Source organism: Haloechinothrix alba (assembly GCF_900188115.1).
Classification (GTDB): Bacteria; Actinomycetota; Actinomycetes; order Mycobacteriales; family Pseudonocardiaceae; genus Haloechinothrix; species Haloechinothrix alba.
Genome location: NZ_FZNW01000015.1, coordinates 70176 through 85902, shown reverse-complemented (window position 1 = coordinate 85902; position 15727 = coordinate 70176). Strand labels below are relative to the sequence as shown.

Below are 15727 nucleotides of genomic sequence, written 5' to 3'. Positions count from 1 at the left end.
CGATCGTCGACGGCCCGTCCGACCGTGCTCCACCAAGCGTGACGCGCGCGGGCCTCGGAGTCAAGTGGGGTGGCGGTGCGGCGTACGTGTTCATCCTCGCGTCACCGCCCGGCGCACCGCTCAGTTACCCTGCTCGCCGGTGTCCTGCTCGTCGCCGTCCCCCTGCTCGCCCTCGGTGTCCTGCTCGTCGCCGCTGCCCTGCTCGCCCTCGGTGTCCTGCTCGTCGCCGGAACCGGGCCGGCCGATGTCACTGTCCTGGTCGGTGTAGGTGTCGAGCTGAGCGATCTTCCACTGGCCGTCCTGGCGCTGGGCGGTGACGGCGAGCTGACTGCCGCCCACGTTGCCTTCCTCCTGGCCCTCCCGGTTCGCGGACTGGTCGACGAACACGAGCAGGCGCGCCCGGTCGTCATCGAGCTCGATCACGGCTGACCGGCTCACCCGGGTCTCGAGCACCATCTCCTGTTCCGGTGCGATGCGTTTGACCTCGCTGTAGAGATCGTTGTACGTCTCCCGCACATCGTCGGTGATCAGTAGCTCGTCAGCGGCCTGCTCGGTCTCCTCGATAGCCGCGTGGTCGTAGGAGAGCACCCGCTCGACGGCCGAGCCGATGTCCTCCTTCACCTTCGCCGTGGCAGAGGCGTCGACCAGCGCCTTGTTGGACGTGGCGCCGCTGACCTGGCTGTACTGGTAGCCGAAGAAACCGGCCAGGCCGGCCAGTGCGACCCCAGCGACAGTCAGCACGACCGTCAGAGCCTTGGCAGACGGTCCACGCCGCGCGGTTCCTCCGGATCCGTCCCCGTCGCTGCCGGCGTCACCGTCCGACCGCGCCGGGACGTCCTCGTCCGCCGCGCCGGCACCCTCAGAGGCGTCCGCGGCGTCCGCGGCGTCCGCGGCGTCCGCGGTTCCGGACCGCTCGACCTCGCCGGCGACGGCTGCGCCCCCGGCCCCGGTGCTCGCTTGCGCACTCGGCTGCGCACCGGCCTCGGGCCGATCGGCGATAGAGCCTTCGCCGAGCTGCGCGGTGTCGGATCCCGCCGGCTCGGGTTCGGCCGACCCGGTCTCCGGCACGGCCGTCCCCACCTGCTCGGCCGGTCCGCCTGCCTCGCCGGTGATGGATTCAGTGGCTGAATCAGCGGCCGACTCGGCGTCCTGTGGCTGCTCGGCCGGGGTGTCGTCGTCTGCGGGGCGCGGACGCGGGCTCGGTGACGGCCGCTGCTCCTCCTCCGTACCCGGCCGCGCATGCCCGGCGACTCGCCGGCGGCGGTTCGGCTGTCCCGATGAACCCGGGCGCCGTCGATTGGGTGTTGGCACGCGAACTCCGAATCCTCACATCTGTCGGGGAGTGGTCATTCACCTTCGCCGGGCGGGACGACGGGTACCTGGTCGATACCGGCCAGCTTCCACGCCTCGTCCCCGTCCGTGTCGACCCGCTCCATGTGCAGCTGCACGCGAATCCTCTTGGATACGCTCTCCTCGCCCTGGGTCACGTCGACGCCGAGCGCGGCGAGGACCCCGGCACTACCCTCCTGGACATCCAGCTCGTCCACAGCGATGTCGAAGACGGTCGTACTCGCCGACTGCTCGCTCTCCGCGACGAAATCACGCAAGTTCTCCCAGCTCAGCTCGATCTGTTCGCGCATCTCCTCGGTGGAAACCGCGATCTGGTTGTCCCGGAACTCGTCCGGGTTCTCGTGGTCGAACTCCGTGTAGGCACGAGCCGCCCGGTCCGCGGCCTCGATGACCTCGTCTCGCTGCTCCGCGATGGTCGCGTCCTCCCCCGAGGCCGACGTCCACCACAGCACGCCGAGTACGGCCGCGGCGACGAATGCCACGGCGAAGAACGCCAGCGCCGCGACAAACGCGTTCCTGACCGTCAGCAGGCCAGTCGGTCCCGACTTCGTCACTGTCCAGCCCTCATCGTGTATCGGCTCGGCCGCGGGTGCGGATCGGTACGGGTGGAAAGTTCCCCTGGTGCGAGAACGGCCCGCGCAGCACGCACGTACCGCGAACGGTGTGATTCGGCTGAACGGGTCATTCCTACTCCAGGGTAGGCAATCGATGTGATATTTCCGTCAACAGTATCGCTACGGCGCGTCGCAGCCGCCGTGCCCAGGCTCGTTGTCCCCGACTGCCGGGGCTGCGCGGCTAACCGGGCAGCCCCAGCAGCTCGGCGAGGCTGTTGTTCGTCGAGCCCGAACCACCTGCCAGTCCCGGCGTGTTGGCCGAAGCGGCCTGCCGCCGCCGTTCCTCCTCGAGGGACTCCTGGCTACGGTCGCTGTTGGCCTCGACCTCGTCCTCCGATGGCAGCGACGGCACACCCGCGAACGGCGCGTTCTGCGCTCCCCGCACCGCGATCGGGCTACCGGGCGGTTCGGCGCAGTACGCCTCCCTGTTCGGCTCGACGGGCGAGTCGTCCGTGCCCGCCCGGCGTTCGGTCCCCTCGTAACCACGGGTGCACGGCGGCGGGTCGAACAGGTTGAGCACGAAGCCCAGCCGCGCCTTGCCGTCGTCGGTCAGCACGGCATCGGCGCCGACGGCGAGGATGGGGTAGCTGACCAGAACCTGCTCGAGGCCGTCGAGCCGCGGGGCCTGAACGTTGGACACCGCCAGCAGGTTGGCGACCAACGAGCTCAGCCCTGGGCCGATCTCCTGGACGACCTCGCTGAACTGCTGCGCGGCAGGCGTCGTCGCGTCGATGAGGTTACGGATGTCCTCATCCGACTCGACGAGCTGCTCGGACAGCAGGTTGAGGTCCCTCGAGAAGGACTTGAAGTTGCCGGCCTGCTCGTTCTGCGTCTCCAGGACCGTGTTGCCGGACCGCAGCAACCGGACCGTGTGCGGGAGGTTCTCGCTGGATGCGGCGACGAACTCCCGCGTGGTGTCCATCAACCGTTCCAGGTCGTCGCCGGTGCCCCGGAATGCCACGTAGGACTCGTCGACCAGGGTGCGTGCGTCCTCGTGTGGCAGCGATCTGGCGAGCTTGTCCAGGTCGGTGATCACGTCCTCCACGCCGAGCGGGATCGACGTGCGTTCCTGCGGGATCGTCGTCCCCTCCTCGAGATAGGGCCCTGAGTTTGCCCGGGGGCGCAGGTCGACGTACTGCTCACCGATCGCCGACCGGTTCGCGACGATGGCATCGAGGTCGCGCGGGATGTCCGGGGCGTCGTGTTCGATGTGCAGGTCGACCTCGAGACCGTCCCCGTCCAGCCGCAGCTCGCCCACCCGGCCGACATTGACGCCGCGGTAGGTCACCTCGGCGTGGCTGAAGATCCCGCCCGAGTCCGCCAGTTCGGCGGTGACCGTGTAGCCCTCCTGGCCGAAGTACTCCCCGAAGTCGGTGAACCGCACGAGTGCGTACACCACCGATACCGAGGCCACCACGACGAAGGCCACCAGCTTGATGCGTATCGACCGGCCGAGCATCAGCTACCACCCCCGGACAGCAGGTCGTCGACCAGTCCAGGGTCTTCCGCGGAGCCGTCGCCGGCATCGGAGCCACTCGTGGACTCCTCCGGTGCCGGCGCGGAGGACTCGGACTCCGGTAACGGAAGGACGAGGCTCGGGTCCACGAGCTCATCCTCCCCGATGGGCAGCTCGCTCAGGATCGGCAGCCCGTCGAACGGGTTACCCCGGTGCCTGCCGAAGTTCTCCAGGATCTGTTGCACCTCGAGGTCGAACGTGATGAACAGGTTGGCGTAGTCGCCGACCATGCCCTCGGTCGAGCTGTCGGTGAACGGGAAGGTCGCCAGGATCTCCAGCGCCTTGGGTAGGTCGGCATCGGCCTCGGCGAGGTTGCGCAGGATCGGTTCCAGTGCCTCGAGGTTGGCCACCAGGTCCTGCTGGCTGCGCTGGACCGTGTCGACCGCAACCTCGGAGAAGTCGTCGAGGGCGCGAAGCATCTCCACCAGGTCACCGCGTTGCCGCTCCAGGGACTCCAGGCCCGGGCCGAGATCGTCGAGGGACTCGGTGATCAGGTCCTTCTGCTCGTTCAGCTCGGCCGAGAGCCGGTTCAGCCCGTCGAGCGCGTCCGAGATCTCGTCGGTCTGCCCGTCCAGCCCCGCCGCAAGGCTCTCCGCGTTGCGCAGGAAGCCCTTGATCTCGGTCTCGTTGCCGTAGGCCAGCTCGTTGAGCTCACGCGTGATGGTGTTGATCTGCTCGACGCCACCGGCGTTGAGCAGCATGGACAGCGCCCCGAGCAGCTCCTCGACCTCCACGTTGCGGCTGGTGCGGGAAAGCGGGACGTGCGCGCCGTCCTCCAACGAACCTTCCGCCGAGTCCGCCGGCGGGGCGGTCAGCTCGACGTACTTCTCACCGAAGAGGCTGGTCTGCTTGATGTTGGCATCGGGGTTGGCAGGCAGCTCGACCTCCCGGTTGACGAGGATCGTCACCTCGGCGTGCCAGCCGTCCTCTGCGAGATCGATCTCCTCGACCCTGCCCACATCGACCTCGTTGAACTTCACCGTCGACTGGGGGACGAGGTCGAGCACGTCGGTGAACTCGATGGTCATCTCCACCGGGTCCGGCCCGAGCTCGGCCCCGCCCGGCAGCGGCAGGTCGTAGATACCACTGAACTCCCCGCAAGCCGTCAGTGCCATCGTCACCGCGGCGAGCATCGCCATCAGGGTCCTGCGCGGACGCCTACCTCCGTACGGACGTGCCATCACTGACCACCTCCCTGCGGAGTGGGTCCGGAGAACTCGTCGACGGAAGGCAGCGGAAGCTCACCCTGCTGCATCGTCTCGATCATCTCCCCGGGGGAGGGAAGCCGGCCCTGCAACGGACCGGTGAGCTCGTCGCAGGCCGCGCCTGCGGCCTCCAGCTCCTCCGGCCCACGATCCACCAGGTAGCAGGCCAGCGTGAACGGCGACATCGTCAGCTCGTTGAAGTTACCCCGGGCGTCGAGCGTACCGCCGGTGGCGTTGTAGGAGTTGATGACATTGTTCAGCGCCGTCGGCGCGACATCCATGAACTCGGCGAGCGCGGCACGCTGCTCGACCAGTACCTGGGTGACATCGGCCAGCTTGTCGACGTTCGACCGGATCTCCTCGTGGTTGTCCTCGATGAACCGCTGCACCATGTCCAGCGTCACCCCGAGCTGCTCGACCATGGCGCCGAGGTTCTCCCGCTCGTCGGCCAGGAACCCGCTGATGTCGGCGAGCTGTTCCTCGAACCGCCGGACCTCCTCGTCGCTGTCGGCCAGCGTGGACGTGAACTCCGCGAGGTTGCGAACCGTGCCGAACAGCTCCTCGGAGCTGCCCGACAGGGTCTCGGACAGCTGCCCCATCTTCGTGATCGTCTCGTTGAAGTTCTCGCCCTGGCCGTCCATGTTCTCGGCCAGCGTGCTGATCAGGTTCGACAGCGAGCCGTCCTCGTTGGCGCCCTCCGGTCCGAGCGCGTCTGCGAGCCGATTCGTGCTCTCGTAGAGATCGTCGATCTCCAGCGGCACGGCAGTGCGTTCCTGGGGGACCATCGCCCCGTCCTCCAGAACCGGACCACCGGTATAGGCCGGGGTGAACTGCACGTACCGGTCACTGACCAGTGAGGGTGCCACGATCACGGCCTTGGCGTCGGCGGGGATGTCCACCTCGCTGTGGTAGCTCATGGTGACCTTCACGCGGTCGCCCACCGGTTCGACCGCCTCCACGGTGCCCATGTCCACGCCGAGCACCCGCACGGTGTTGCCCTCGTACAAGCCGATGGCGGCCGGGAAGAACGCGGTCGCCGTCTTCTCGCCGTCCTGCTGCAGCCACCACACGCCTCCGGCGACGACGAGCCCGAGCACGCAGGCGATCGCGATCCAGCGCGTGAGGCCGTGGGAGAGGTAGCTTCCGAGCGTCCGCAGGCTCATCGCGGATCACACCCCTCCTCGTTGTAGGGGCCTTCCGACGGCGGGAGCAGCCCGCAGATGTAGTTGTCGAACCAGCGGCCGCTACCCACGACGTTGGCGAACTTCCTGATGAACGGTGCGAACTCTTGCAGTCCCTGGCTGAGCGCCTCCCTGTTGCGGTGCAGCATCGACGTGAACTGGTCGAGCTCCTGCAGCACCGGGTTGAGCTGTTCCTGGTTGTCCTCGACCAATCCCCGCAGCTGCTCGGCGAGTTCCTGCGTCCCGCGCAGCAGGGCGCTGATCGCCTCCTTGCGCTGGCGAAGCTCGTCGAGCAGCCGGTTACCGTCCCGCATGAGCTTGACCAGCTCCTCGTCGCGCTCGCTCAGCGTCTGACTGATCTGTTCGGTGTTGGTGAGCAGCTCCTTGAGCTCGCTGTCCCGTTCGGAGATCGTGTCGGACAGCTTCGACAGCCCGGTCAGCGCGCCTTCGACGTGTTCAGGGGTATCGGAGAAGGTCTCCGACATCACATCGAAGCTCTCGGCCAGCCGCTCGGTGTCGATGGCGTCGGTGGTCTCGGAGAGCTCCCGGAAGGCCTCGAGGACGTCGAACGGGGAGCTGGTCCGCTCGAGCGGGATCGGCTCACTCGGGTCGAGCACCTCCTCCCCTGCCGGGTCCAGCGACATGTACTTCTGGCCGAGCATGTCCTTGAGCTCGATACCGGCCCGCGTGTCGTCGCCGAGCCACGTGTCCTTGACCCGGAAGTCGACCACGACCCTGTCGCCGTCGAGGTTGACCTCGTCGACCTCGCCGACCTTGATGCCTGCCACCCGGACCTCGTTGCCGCTCTGCAGCCCGGCTGCCTCCTCGAACTCCGCGGAGTGCAGCGTTCCGGCACCGATCACCGGTAGCTTCTCCGAGTTCATCGCGGCCACCACCCCGAGGACCAGCGCGACGATACCGACAAGCGCGATCGGGATCGGGTTGAACTGCTGGAAGGACTTCATGCTGGTCCGCACCTTTCAGCGTCCGACTCGCCTATCGGGATCGTGACCGGCTCGGAGTCCGGCGTCAGCCGGACATCGGCCTCAGCCATGCACTCGAAGAAGTTGAACCACGAGCCGTAGCTGCCTGTCCGGCTGATCTGGCGGAGCTTCTCCGGCATGAACTGGATGAAGTGTTCCACCGTGCCTTCGTGCTCGTTGAGGTTCTCGGTCAGCTCGCCCAGGTGCTCGATGTCGTTGCGCAGCGGACCGCGGACCTCCTCGAGGAACCCTGACGTCGTCGACGACAGCTCCCCGACGGCCTCCACGGCCTCACCGATGTGCTCGCGGTCCTCGGACAGTCCCGAGACCAGCTCCTGCATCCGGATGAGCGTCTCGTTGAACTCCGGAGTGCGCTCGTTCAACGCGGCGAGGACCTCGTTCAGGTTGCCGATCACCTCGCCGATGACCTGGTCCTTGTTCGCGATCGACTCGGTCAGCGACGCGGTGTGCGCCAGCAGGCTTTCCACGGTGCCTGCCTCGCCCTGCATGACCTGGATGATCTGGTGCGAGAGCTTGTTGACGTCCTCGGGTGTGAGGGCTTCGAACAGCGGCTTGAAACCGTTGAACAGCTCCGTGAGGTTCAGGGCAGGCTGGGTCCGTTCCAGCGGGATGTTGCCACCGACCGGCAGCAACTCGTCCGAGGAACCAGCGCCCGGGTTCAGCGCGACGTAGCGCTGACCGGCGATGTTGCGGTACTTGATGATCGCCGTGGTCGCAGCGGGCAGCTCGACCGAGGAGTCCACCGAGAACTCCACCTCTGCCAGGCGCCGGTCCACGACCTGCACGCTTTCCACCTGACCCACACGCACCCCCGCGATGCGCACGTCGTCGTTCTCCAGCAGCAAGGTCGCGTCCGAGAACCGCGCCGAGTAGGTCTCGGTCGAGGTCAGGTTGATGTTGGCGATGCTGATGCCCAGCACCGCGGTGGTCACTGCCGTCACCACCACGAAAATGATCAGCTTGACCAGGGAGGAGGTCATGGCCAGCGCGTTGCTCACTCGAAGCTCACCTCCGCCCCGCGGTACAGCGGACCGACCAGCAGCCCGGTCCAGCCAGGCATGTCGTCGGCGTCCTTATCGAGTTGCAGGCCGACCAGCTCGGACAGCACCATGTGTTCGGCAGGCGTGTTGGCCGGAGAGTTCGCCGGGTTCGCCCCCGCAGTCGATCCGCCGCCGCCCTGTTCCTCGGGGCGCGTACCCGGGGCGCAGTCCAACCCCTCGGGAATCGGATGCCCGAACGTCTCGATCGCATCGCACGGGAACGGCTGCCCGTCCAGCTCCGACCGCGCCGGTGGGGGGTGCTCGCTGCCGTCGTCCAGCGCGAACGGCGGGTACGGGTACGGCAGCGGATCCGGCAGCTTGTCCGGGTCGACGCAGTACGGTCCGCGGTAGCCGAGCTCGTCGGACCACTGGTTGTACTCCGGCTCGTCCTGGCCCGGTTCGTACTTGCCCCTGTTCGGGGTGATCACCACCTCGGCACGCAGTCCCGGATCCTCGGTGCCCTTGCCGAATGCCTCGTCGAGCCGGTCCACAGTGCCGGCCATCTGGCCGATCACGCACGGAAACTCCGGCGAGTACAAGCCGATCGTCTCCATCGCGGGGCGGGACGTCTCGTTCAACGCGATGATGTTGTCGCGGTTCGCCTCGAGGAACGCGTCGAAGTCCCGCGCCGAGGTCGTCACGCTGCCGTACAGCTCGAACAGGTCCTGCTGCTTGTCCACGACGGTCCGCGCGTTCGCCGCGAAGTTGTCCAGCATCTGCGCGACGTCGGGCACCGCATCGGAAAGGTTGTGGGAGTACTCGGCGAGGTTGGCGAAGTTCTCCTGCAGTTCGGGCAGGTGCGGCTCCAGCTCGGCGAAGTGCTCGCTCATCTGCGTCAGAGTCTCGCCGAGCTCGCCACCACGCCCCTCGAGCGCGTTGGCCATCACCGTCAACGTGCTGTTGAGCTTCTGCGGCTGTACCGCCTGCAGCGTCGGGAGCAGGTTCTCGAACGCCGCGTACAGCTCGAGCGCCGTACGCGTGCGGTCCTGCGTGATGACGTCGCCGTCGGACAGGCTCGGGCCGGTGCCCTCGCCCTCGAACTGCAGCGAGACGAACCGCTCGCCGAACAACGTCTTCTGCGTCAGCAGGGCCGTGGCGTCGGCAGGAACGATATCGATCTTGTCGGGGTCCAACGCCAGCTCCAGCGTGGCACCGTCCTCGCGCGGGACCACCCGGTCGACCTGACCGACGATAACTCCACGCGCCTTGACGTCCGACCGTTCCTTGAGCTGGTTACCGACCTTGTCCGTCTCCAGTTTCACGGTGGCGACCGGGGTGAACGCACCCTGAAAGTCCGCCACGCTCAGCCAGACGGCTCCCACGACCAACCCGATGAAGGCCACCCCGAGCAGCCTGCGGCGCAACGTCGTAAAAGCTCCCGGCGCACTCATCCCGCGATCCTCACCGTCGTCTCCAGGCCCCAGATAGCGAACCCGAGGAAGAAGTTCACGAGCGCGACGACCACGATCGTCAGTCGCACCGACCGCCCCACCGCGACACCGACGCCTGCCGGGCCGCCCGAGGCGGTGTAGCCGTAGTAGCAGTGCGACATGATGATGATCACCGCGAAGACGAGCACCTTGAAGAACGAGATGAACACGTCCTCGGGCGGCAGGAACAGGTCGAAATAGTGGTCATAAGTACCCGGCGACTGCCCGTAGAAGTACACCACGATCGCCCGGGATCCCGCGTACGAGGCAAGCAACCCGATGATGTACAGCGGGATGATCGCGACGAACCCGGCGATGACCCGCGTCGTCACCAGGAACGGCAGGCTCGGCACACCCATGACCTCGACGGCGTCGATCTCCTCGGAGATCCGCATCGCCCCCAGCTGCGCGGTGAACCCCGCCCCGACGGTCGCGGTCAACGCGAGTCCGGCCACCAGCGGGGCCACCTCACGGGTGTTGACGTAAGCGGAGGCGAAACCGGAAAGGGCTGCCGTTCCCAGCTGGTCCAGCCCGGCGTAGGCCTGCAGACCCACGACCGTGCCCACGAACAGCGTCATACCGAGCATCACGCCGACCGTGCCCGCGATCATCGCGAGCGCGCCGCTGCCGAAGCTGACCTCGGCGAGGATACGCAGGACCTCCTTGACGTACCTGCGCAGCGTGCGCGGCACCCATGCCAGCGCGCGCACGTAGAAGGAGAGCTGGTCGCCGAGGTCGTCGAGGACCGCAAGCGGGCGGTCGACGGCGCTGCGGGCCGTCTTGGTCAGGGTCGTTCGCATCGTCATCGGCGATCAACTCCCCGGTGGCGGGACGACCTGCAGGTACACCGCCGTCAGGATGAAGTTGACGAAGAACAGCAACAGGAAGGTGATGACCACCGACTGGTTGACGGCGTCGCCCACTCCCTTCGGCCCACCGGACGGATTCAGCCCCCGGTAGGAGGCGACGACCCCGGCGATGAACCCGAAGATCAGTGCCTTGATCGTGCTGATCCACAGGTCGGGCAACTGCGCAAGCAGCGTGAAGCTCGCGAGGTACGCCCCGGGTGTCCCACCACCCAGGATGATGTTGAAGAAGTACCCGCCAAGCACGCCGACGACACTGACCACCCCGTTGAGCAGCACCGCGACCAGCATGGCCGCGAGCACCCTCGGCACGATCAGTCGCTGCACGGCGGAGACGCCGAGCACCTCCATCGCGTCGATCTCGTCGCGGATGGTCCGCGAGCCGATATCGGCACAGATCGCCGAACCACCGGCACCTGCCACGATCAGCGCGGTGACCACAGGGGCCGCCTGCTGCACAACGGCGAGCACGCTGACCGCACCGGTGAACGACTCGGCGCCGAGCTGCCGGGTCAACGTTCCCAGATGCAGCGCGATCACCGCGCCGAACGGCACCGAGACCAGGATCGTCGGCAGGATGCTGACGTTGGCGATGAACCAGGCCTGCTGGATGAACTCCCGCAGCTGGAACGGCCGCTGGAAGAAGCCACGCGCGACGTCGAGACCCAGCGCGAATAGCTTCCCGGTCTCGCGCAACATCCCCAGACCGGGGATCTTACGAGGGGGTGCTGCTGTGGTCACTACTGGTTGCTCCACCACTGTGCGTCGGTGTGCCGGCCACTGTCACTCTCGGCGGCGCGGTCGCCCGGACGGTTCGCGACGTCCTCCGCGGGCAGCTCGCCGTGGTGCTCGCTCGGCAACGGCATCGTGCTGCCTGCCGCGCCACCCCCGGCGTGCTGTCCCGCGCCGACGAGCTGGTGGGGGCGTACCCCGTAGTGCTGCTGCTCCTCGGGTGAGAGCGACTCGATGATGCCTTCCTGCGCCTCCGGTGACAGGGTGTGCAGGATCTGCATGACCCGGTCCTTGCGGCGCCGCTCGCCCTGACGCTCGGGCAGGCCCGGGGTGGGTTGGATCTGCGGCACCACGCCGCGCACGTCCTCGGTCCCGCCGTCGTGGTGACCGGCCTCGACGTTGGCCTGCTCGGCGGCCATGGTCGCACTGTCCTTCTCCTCGGACATGCCGATCGGGCCGAGCCTGCGCCCGTTGAGGAACTGCTCGACCACGGGCTCGTCACTGGTCAGAAGTACCTCGCGCGGACCGAACATGACCAGCTCCTTGCGAAAGAGCATGCCCAAATTGTCCGGAACCGTGCGCGCCACGTTGATGTTGTGCGTCACGATCAGGATCGTCGCGTCGATTTGCGCGTTGAGGTCGATCAGCAGCTGGGACAGGTACGCCGTGCGGACCGGGTCGAGCCCGGAGTCCGGCTCGTCACACAGGATGATCTCCGGGTCCAGCACCAGCGCACGCGCCAGCCCGGCGCGCTTACGCATCCCGCCGGAGATCTCGCCGGGCAGCTTGTCCTCCGCGCCGGACAGCCCGGTCATCGCCAGCTTCTCCATGACGATCCGCTTGATCTCGGCCTCGCTCTTCTTGGTGTGCTCGCGCAACGGGAAGGCCACGTTGTCGTAGAGGTTCATCGACCCGAACAGCGCGCCATCCTGGAACAGCACCCCGAAGAGCTTGCGCGTCTCGTACAGCTTGTGCTCCGAGCACCGCACGATGTCGGTACCGTTGACCACGCACGTGCCGGTGTCCGGCTTGAGCAGCCCGATCATCGACTTCAGAAAGACCGACTTACCCGTACCGGACGGCCCGAGCATCACCGAGACCTCACCCGGCGGAAGCGACAATGACACATCCCGCCAGATGGGCTGACTCCCAAACGATTTGGACAGCCCCTCTATGACAACCTCGGCACCCATCGGACCTCCCGGATCTCACTCGCCGAGCACCCAACCGAATCGACCGGTTCGTGCGCACACGCGAATGAACATACTTCCCCGTCCACCCTGTGCAACGAGCGATTCGCGGATAGGTTACTCGTCGGTCATGTCTTTCTCACAGACTACGTACCCCGGCTTGCCATCACCGTAGGCACGGAACATACCCCGATTGTGCCTTGCGTCATAAACAGCGTTGCTGTCCCGTTGCCAGGCGACACCGTCACTCACCCACGTGAGGGCGGGGCTACCGCGCATCACCAGCACATGTACCCGGGCAGGGCGCCTCGTGGTCGCGCCTCGTCTTCGCAGGCGGTGCGCGCAGCCGATAAAGAGCGGGGCGGGCACCCAGCCGGATGCCCGCCCCGTGAACTCGCTCGCACGAGTTACTTGATCGTGATGCTCGCGCCTGCTTCCTCGAGCTTGGCCTTGGCGGCCTCGGCGGCCTCCTTGTCGACCTTCTCCATGATCGGCTTGGGGGTCTCCTCGACCAGCTCCTTGGCCTCCTTGAGACCCAGGCCCGTGATGACCTCGCGAATCACCTTGATGACCTGGATCTTCTTGTCCCCGGCGCCTTCGAGCACGACGTCGAACTCGTCCTGCTCCTCGACGGCCTCGGCTTCGCCGCCCCCGCCGGCTGCCGCCGCAGGCGCGGCCGCCACCGGCGCTGCGGCCGTAACGTCGAAGGTCTCCTCGAACTGCTTGACGAAGTCGGACAGCTCGAGCAGCGTCATCTCCTTGAATACGTCAAGGAGCTCCTCGGTGCTCATCTTGGCCATGGTGGCCCTTCCTCTCTGTTCCTACGCGGGTGATGGGGTCGTGTACAGCCCGTGGCTCATGCGGCAGCCGACTCGTCGCCTGACCCGGAACGCTTGTCCTCGAGCGCGGCGGCGAGGCGGGCAACCTGCGAGGCAGGTTCCGCGAACATGGTCGCGGCCTGGGACATCTTGGCCTTGAACGCACCAGCTGCCTTGCTCAACAGCACCTCACGGCTGTCCAGCTCGGCGAGCTCGTTGATCTCGTTGACGGAAATCGGACGGCCGTCCATGTATCCGCCCTTGATCACAAGAGCCTTGTTGTCCTTCGCGAAGTTCTTCAGGGCCTTGGCGGCCTCGACCGGCTCGTCCTCGACGAACGCGATGGCCGTCGGCCCGATGAAGAGTTCGTCGAGCCCTTCGACGCCCGCGTCCTGCACGGCGCGCCGGACCAGGGTGTTCTTCGCGATCCTGTACTTGGTGCCCGAGCCGAGGGTGCGACGCAGCTGATTGAGCTGAGCCACGGACAGACCCGTGTACTCGGTGATGACTGCCGCCGAGCTGTTGCGGAATCGATCCGCGATCTCGGCGACGGCCTCCACCTTCTCCCGAGTCGCCATGGTCGCCTCCTCTCGTGGCGTTAGTTGATCAGCAGACCGAGAGCGGCCCAGAAGGCCCGGAGACGACGAAACGCCCCGGCACAGGACGGCACGGGGCGTGACACTCATGGCGGGAGCACCCGCCGGGAAGCCTCGTTCCTCCTACGCCGGCCGCCCGCTCGCCTGCGGATCCTTCGTTGAGACGCACCGGAGTGCGACTCAAGACCAACGGTCTTCGGTAGAACCAGGAGACAAGGATACGCCTACGCCCCGAAGGCCGACTCGGTGGGGTCGCTCCGCCCGCAACACGGACACCTCGGGCACTCCCACATCACCACGGACAGTCGCACATCCGGCATCATGGGTGACGTGGTGCAGCAGCCGAGTCAGCCAGGTGAGGACCCGCAGCAGCCCGGTCCGCCGCCCGGACCGGGCGAGAAGCCGCCTGCCGATGACCACTCCGGGCACGAGCCCGGTGATGCCCGCCCCGCGGATCCCCACCCTGGAGATTCCCGCCCTGGAGATTCCCAGCACGGCGGTGCCCGGCCCGGGGACGCACTGTCCGGGGACGCACTGCAGCCGTTCACGCCGGCGGACGCCGCGCCTGCCGGACCGGCCTCGCCGGGCGCCGGATCGCAGGGCGAGACCGATCCCGGTGCTGCGCTGGACCCCGAGCAGCTTCGCCAGTTCCAGCAGTTCCAACAGTTCCAGCGTTTCCAGGAGCTGCAGCGCCAGCGGGGCGCCGAAGCGCCCCAGCACAGCACGGACGTGCCCCCGCCGCCGGTCCCGTACGGGTACTACCCGTATCCACCGCGGCCACCACTGTGGCGTCGGCTGCTGAACAGGTTCGTGCGGCGGCTGATCTACGTGGCCGTCGCGCTCGTCGGGCTGATCATCGCCTTCAACGTCGCCTTCGACTACGTCTTCGGTTCCTCCGACGACGATGACCGCCCCGCCGAGGAGACCGGCGGCGGGACGTACGAGACGAACCCGATCCTCCCCACGTCGCCGCGTGAGGCCGTCCGGATGGTGTACCAGAACATCGCACAAGGACGGGCGGACCTGGCCTGCGGCCGCTTCGGCGACGACGTCCAGCCGCGGTTCGCGCGCAACATGGGCGCTGCCGACTGCCAGGCGGCCGTCGAGTCGCTCCACCAGGCGGTCACCAGCCGGAACAACTACGCGGAGCCCACCTTTCCGCGGGATGTGGACCCCGCCCCGGAGGCGGACACCGTCCGGATCAGCTCCTGCGAGATGCGGGTACGCGACGGTCCCGAGCTCGGCATGTTCACGGTCAGCCGGGTCGAGCAAGGGCAGTGGTTGATCACCGACCACGACCCCGAACCCGATCCCTGTCCCGGAACGGAGAGCGGCGGCTGAGTCGCTTCCCGCGCCCGCCCGCCGCAGCCGGCGGGGGCGCTCCGGTACCGGCCGGAACGTGTCGAGGGGAGGCCCGCTCCGGGACCTCCCCTCGGTGACCGTGCCCGTCGTCGAGCTACGCTGCTTCGTCGCCGAGCATGTGGCGAGTGCGCGTGTGATCGACAGGTATACCCGGCCCCATCGTCGTGGTGAATGTGACCTTCTTCAGGAACCGGCCCTTCGCCGCCGACGGCTTGGACCGCAGCACCTCGTCCAGTGCCGCAGCGTAGTTCTCCACGAGCTGCTCGGGCGTGAACGAGGTCTTGCCGATCATCAGGTGCAGGTTCGCCTGCTTGTCAACGCGGAAGCTGACCTTGCCGCCCTTGATGTCGGCGATCGCCTTCGTCACATCCGCAGTCACGGTGCCGGTCTTCGGGTTCGGCATCAGCCCGCGCGGACCGAGCACGCGGGCGATCTTTCCGACCTTGGCCATCTGGTCCGGCGTCGCGATCGCGGCATCGAACTCGAGCCAGCCACCCTGGATACGCTCGATGAGTTCGTCCGACCCGACCACGTCGGCGCCCGCGGCCTCGGCCTCCGCGGCCTTGTCTCCGGTGGCGAACGCGACGACGCGGGCGGTCTTTCCTGTGCCGTGCGGCAGGTTCACGGTGCCGCGGACCATCTGGTCGGCCTTGCGCGGATCCACCCCGAGCCGCATGGCGACCTCGACGGTGGCGTCCATCTTCGTCTTGGAAGTCTGCTGGGCGAGCTTCACGGCCTCCAACGGCGTGTACAGCCGGTCACGGTCGATCAGCTCGGCTGCCTGGCGATAGGCTTTGCTGCGCTTAGTCATGTGCTGTCCTTC

15 protein-coding genes are annotated in these 15727 nt (G+C 67.3%); 1 reads left to right on the top strand and 14 read right to left on the bottom strand.

All coding sequences use genetic code 11. The features are described from left to right. Window positions 1–120: 120 nt before the first annotated feature. The 13 genes from CHB84_RS22975 to rplJ form a co-directional block, all read right to left on the bottom strand. Window positions 121–1311, bottom strand: a complete 1191-nt coding sequence (locus CHB84_RS22975) for a hypothetical protein (protein WP_176439982.1) — start codon at window positions 1309–1311, stop codon at window positions 121–123. 35 nt (window positions 1312–1346) lie between these two features. Further along, window positions 1347–1904 carry a hypothetical protein gene (locus CHB84_RS15400; RefSeq protein WP_089302309.1) on the bottom strand — a complete coding sequence of 186 codons (558 nt, stop codon included), beginning with the start codon at window positions 1902–1904 and terminating at the stop codon, window positions 1347–1349. Window positions 1905–2145: 241 nt separating this feature from the next. Beyond that, window positions 2146–3423, bottom strand: coding sequence for an MCE family protein (locus CHB84_RS15395; protein ID WP_089302308.1), 1278 nt, complete (start codon window positions 3421–3423; stop codon window positions 2146–2148). Beyond that, a complete protein-coding gene (locus tag CHB84_RS15390) occupies window positions 3423–4661 on the bottom strand; it encodes an MCE family protein (RefSeq protein WP_089302307.1) in 1239 nt (412 codons plus the stop codon). The genes CHB84_RS15395 and CHB84_RS15390 overlap by 1 nt, the downstream gene beginning before the upstream one ends. Further along, window positions 4661–5848: an MCE family protein gene (locus tag CHB84_RS15385; protein WP_089302306.1), complete on the bottom strand. Its 1188-nt coding sequence runs from the start codon at window positions 5846–5848 to the stop codon at window positions 4661–4663. Before CHB84_RS15385 ends, CHB84_RS15390 begins: the two co-directional genes overlap by 1 nt. Then, on the bottom strand, window positions 5845–6831 hold the full coding sequence (locus tag CHB84_RS15380; protein ID WP_089302305.1) for an MCE family protein: 987 nt from the start codon (window positions 6829–6831) through the stop codon (window positions 5845–5847). Before CHB84_RS15380 ends, CHB84_RS15385 begins: the two co-directional genes overlap by 4 nt. Beyond that, entirely contained in the window at window positions 6828–7850 is a 1023-nt protein-coding gene (locus CHB84_RS15375) for an MCE family protein (protein ID WP_089302380.1), read from the bottom strand. Before CHB84_RS15375 ends, CHB84_RS15380 begins: the two co-directional genes overlap by 4 nt. Before the next feature lie 14 nt (window positions 7851–7864). After that, window positions 7865–9301 carry an MCE family protein gene (locus CHB84_RS15370; protein WP_089302304.1) on the bottom strand — a complete coding sequence of 479 codons (1437 nt, stop codon included), beginning with the start codon at window positions 9299–9301 and terminating at the stop codon, window positions 7865–7867. Further along, window positions 9298–10140, bottom strand: coding sequence for an MlaE family ABC transporter permease (locus CHB84_RS15365; protein WP_089302379.1), 843 nt, complete (start codon window positions 10138–10140; stop codon window positions 9298–9300). The genes CHB84_RS15370 and CHB84_RS15365 overlap by 4 nt, the downstream gene beginning before the upstream one ends. A gap of 12 nt (window positions 10141–10152) precedes the next feature. Beyond that, window positions 10153–10905 carry an MlaE family ABC transporter permease gene (locus CHB84_RS15360; protein ID WP_089302303.1) on the bottom strand — a complete coding sequence of 251 codons (753 nt, stop codon included), beginning with the start codon at window positions 10903–10905 and terminating at the stop codon, window positions 10153–10155. A 41-nt stretch (window positions 10906–10946) separates the two neighbouring features. Next, window positions 10947–12131 (bottom strand): ABC transporter ATP-binding protein, encoded by a 1185-nt coding sequence (locus tag CHB84_RS15355; RefSeq protein ID WP_089302302.1) that lies wholly within the window; start codon window positions 12129–12131, stop codon window positions 10947–10949. Window positions 12132–12535: 404 nt separating this feature from the next. After that, window positions 12536–12928 (bottom strand): 50S ribosomal protein L7/L12, encoded by a 393-nt coding sequence (gene rplL, locus CHB84_RS15350; RefSeq protein WP_089302301.1) that lies wholly within the window; start codon window positions 12926–12928, stop codon window positions 12536–12538. Between the two features lie 56 nt (window positions 12929–12984). Continuing rightward, on the bottom strand, window positions 12985–13524 hold the full coding sequence (gene rplJ, locus CHB84_RS15345; RefSeq protein WP_089302300.1) for a 50S ribosomal protein L10: 540 nt from the start codon (window positions 13522–13524) through the stop codon (window positions 12985–12987). 339 nt (window positions 13525–13863) lie between these two features. On the opposite strand from rplJ, the gene CHB84_RS15340 reads away from it, so the two are divergent. Beyond that, the gene (locus tag CHB84_RS15340; RefSeq protein ID WP_141134706.1) at window positions 13864–14883 is read left to right on the top strand and encodes a hypothetical protein; all 1020 of its coding nucleotides are present in this window, start codon (window positions 13864–13866) and stop codon (window positions 14881–14883) included. Between the two features lie 115 nt (window positions 14884–14998). Here the strand turns inward: CHB84_RS15340 and rplA are convergent, their stop codons facing one another. Further along, window positions 14999–15715, bottom strand: coding sequence for a 50S ribosomal protein L1 (gene rplA, locus CHB84_RS15335; protein ID WP_089302298.1), 717 nt, complete (start codon window positions 15713–15715; stop codon window positions 14999–15001). Window positions 15716–15727: the final 12 nt, after the last annotated feature.

Coding starts and splice junctions, on each gene's coding strand:
- CHB84_RS15395 (WP_089302308.1), bottom strand. CDS start 3,423: ATGCTCGGCCGGTCGATACGCATCAAGCTGGTGGCCTTCGTCGTGGTG.
- CHB84_RS15390 (WP_089302307.1), bottom strand. CDS start 4,661: ATGGCACGTCCGTACGGAGGTAGGCGTCCGCGCAGGACCCTGATGGCG.
- CHB84_RS15385 (WP_089302306.1), bottom strand. CDS start 5,848: ATGAGCCTGCGGACGCTCGGAAGCTACCTCTCCCACGGCCTCACGCGC.
- CHB84_RS15380 (WP_089302305.1), bottom strand. CDS start 6,831: ATGAAGTCCTTCCAGCAGTTCAACCCGATCCCGATCGCGCTTGTCGGT.
- CHB84_RS15375 (WP_089302380.1), bottom strand. CDS start 7,850: ATGACCTCCTCCCTGGTCAAGCTGATCATTTTCGTGGTGGTGACGGCA.
- CHB84_RS15370 (WP_089302304.1), bottom strand. CDS start 9,301: ATGAGTGCGCCGGGAGCTTTTACGACGTTGCGCCGCAGGCTGCTCGGG.
- CHB84_RS15365 (WP_089302379.1), bottom strand. CDS start 10,140: ATGCGAACGACCCTGACCAAGACGGCCCGCAGCGCCGTCGACCGCCCG.
- CHB84_RS15360 (WP_089302303.1), bottom strand. CDS start 10,905: ATGTTGCGCGAGACCGGGAAGCTATTCGCGCTGGGTCTCGACGTCGCG.
- CHB84_RS15355 (WP_089302302.1), bottom strand. CDS start 12,131: ATGGGTGCCGAGGTTGTCATAGAGGGGCTGTCCAAATCGTTTGGGAGT.
- rplL (WP_089302301.1), bottom strand. CDS start 12,928: ATGGCCAAGATGAGCACCGAGGAGCTCCTTGACGTATTCAAGGAGATG.
- rplJ (WP_089302300.1), bottom strand. CDS start 13,524: ATGGCGACTCGGGAGAAGGTGGAGGCCGTCGCCGAGATCGCGGATCGA.
- CHB84_RS15340 (WP_141134706.1), top strand. CDS start 13,864: ATGGGTGACGTGGTGCAGCAGCCGAGTCAGCCAGGTGAGGACCCGCAG.
- rplA (WP_089302298.1), bottom strand. CDS start 15,715: ATGACTAAGCGCAGCAAAGCCTATCGCCAGGCAGCCGAGCTGATCGAC.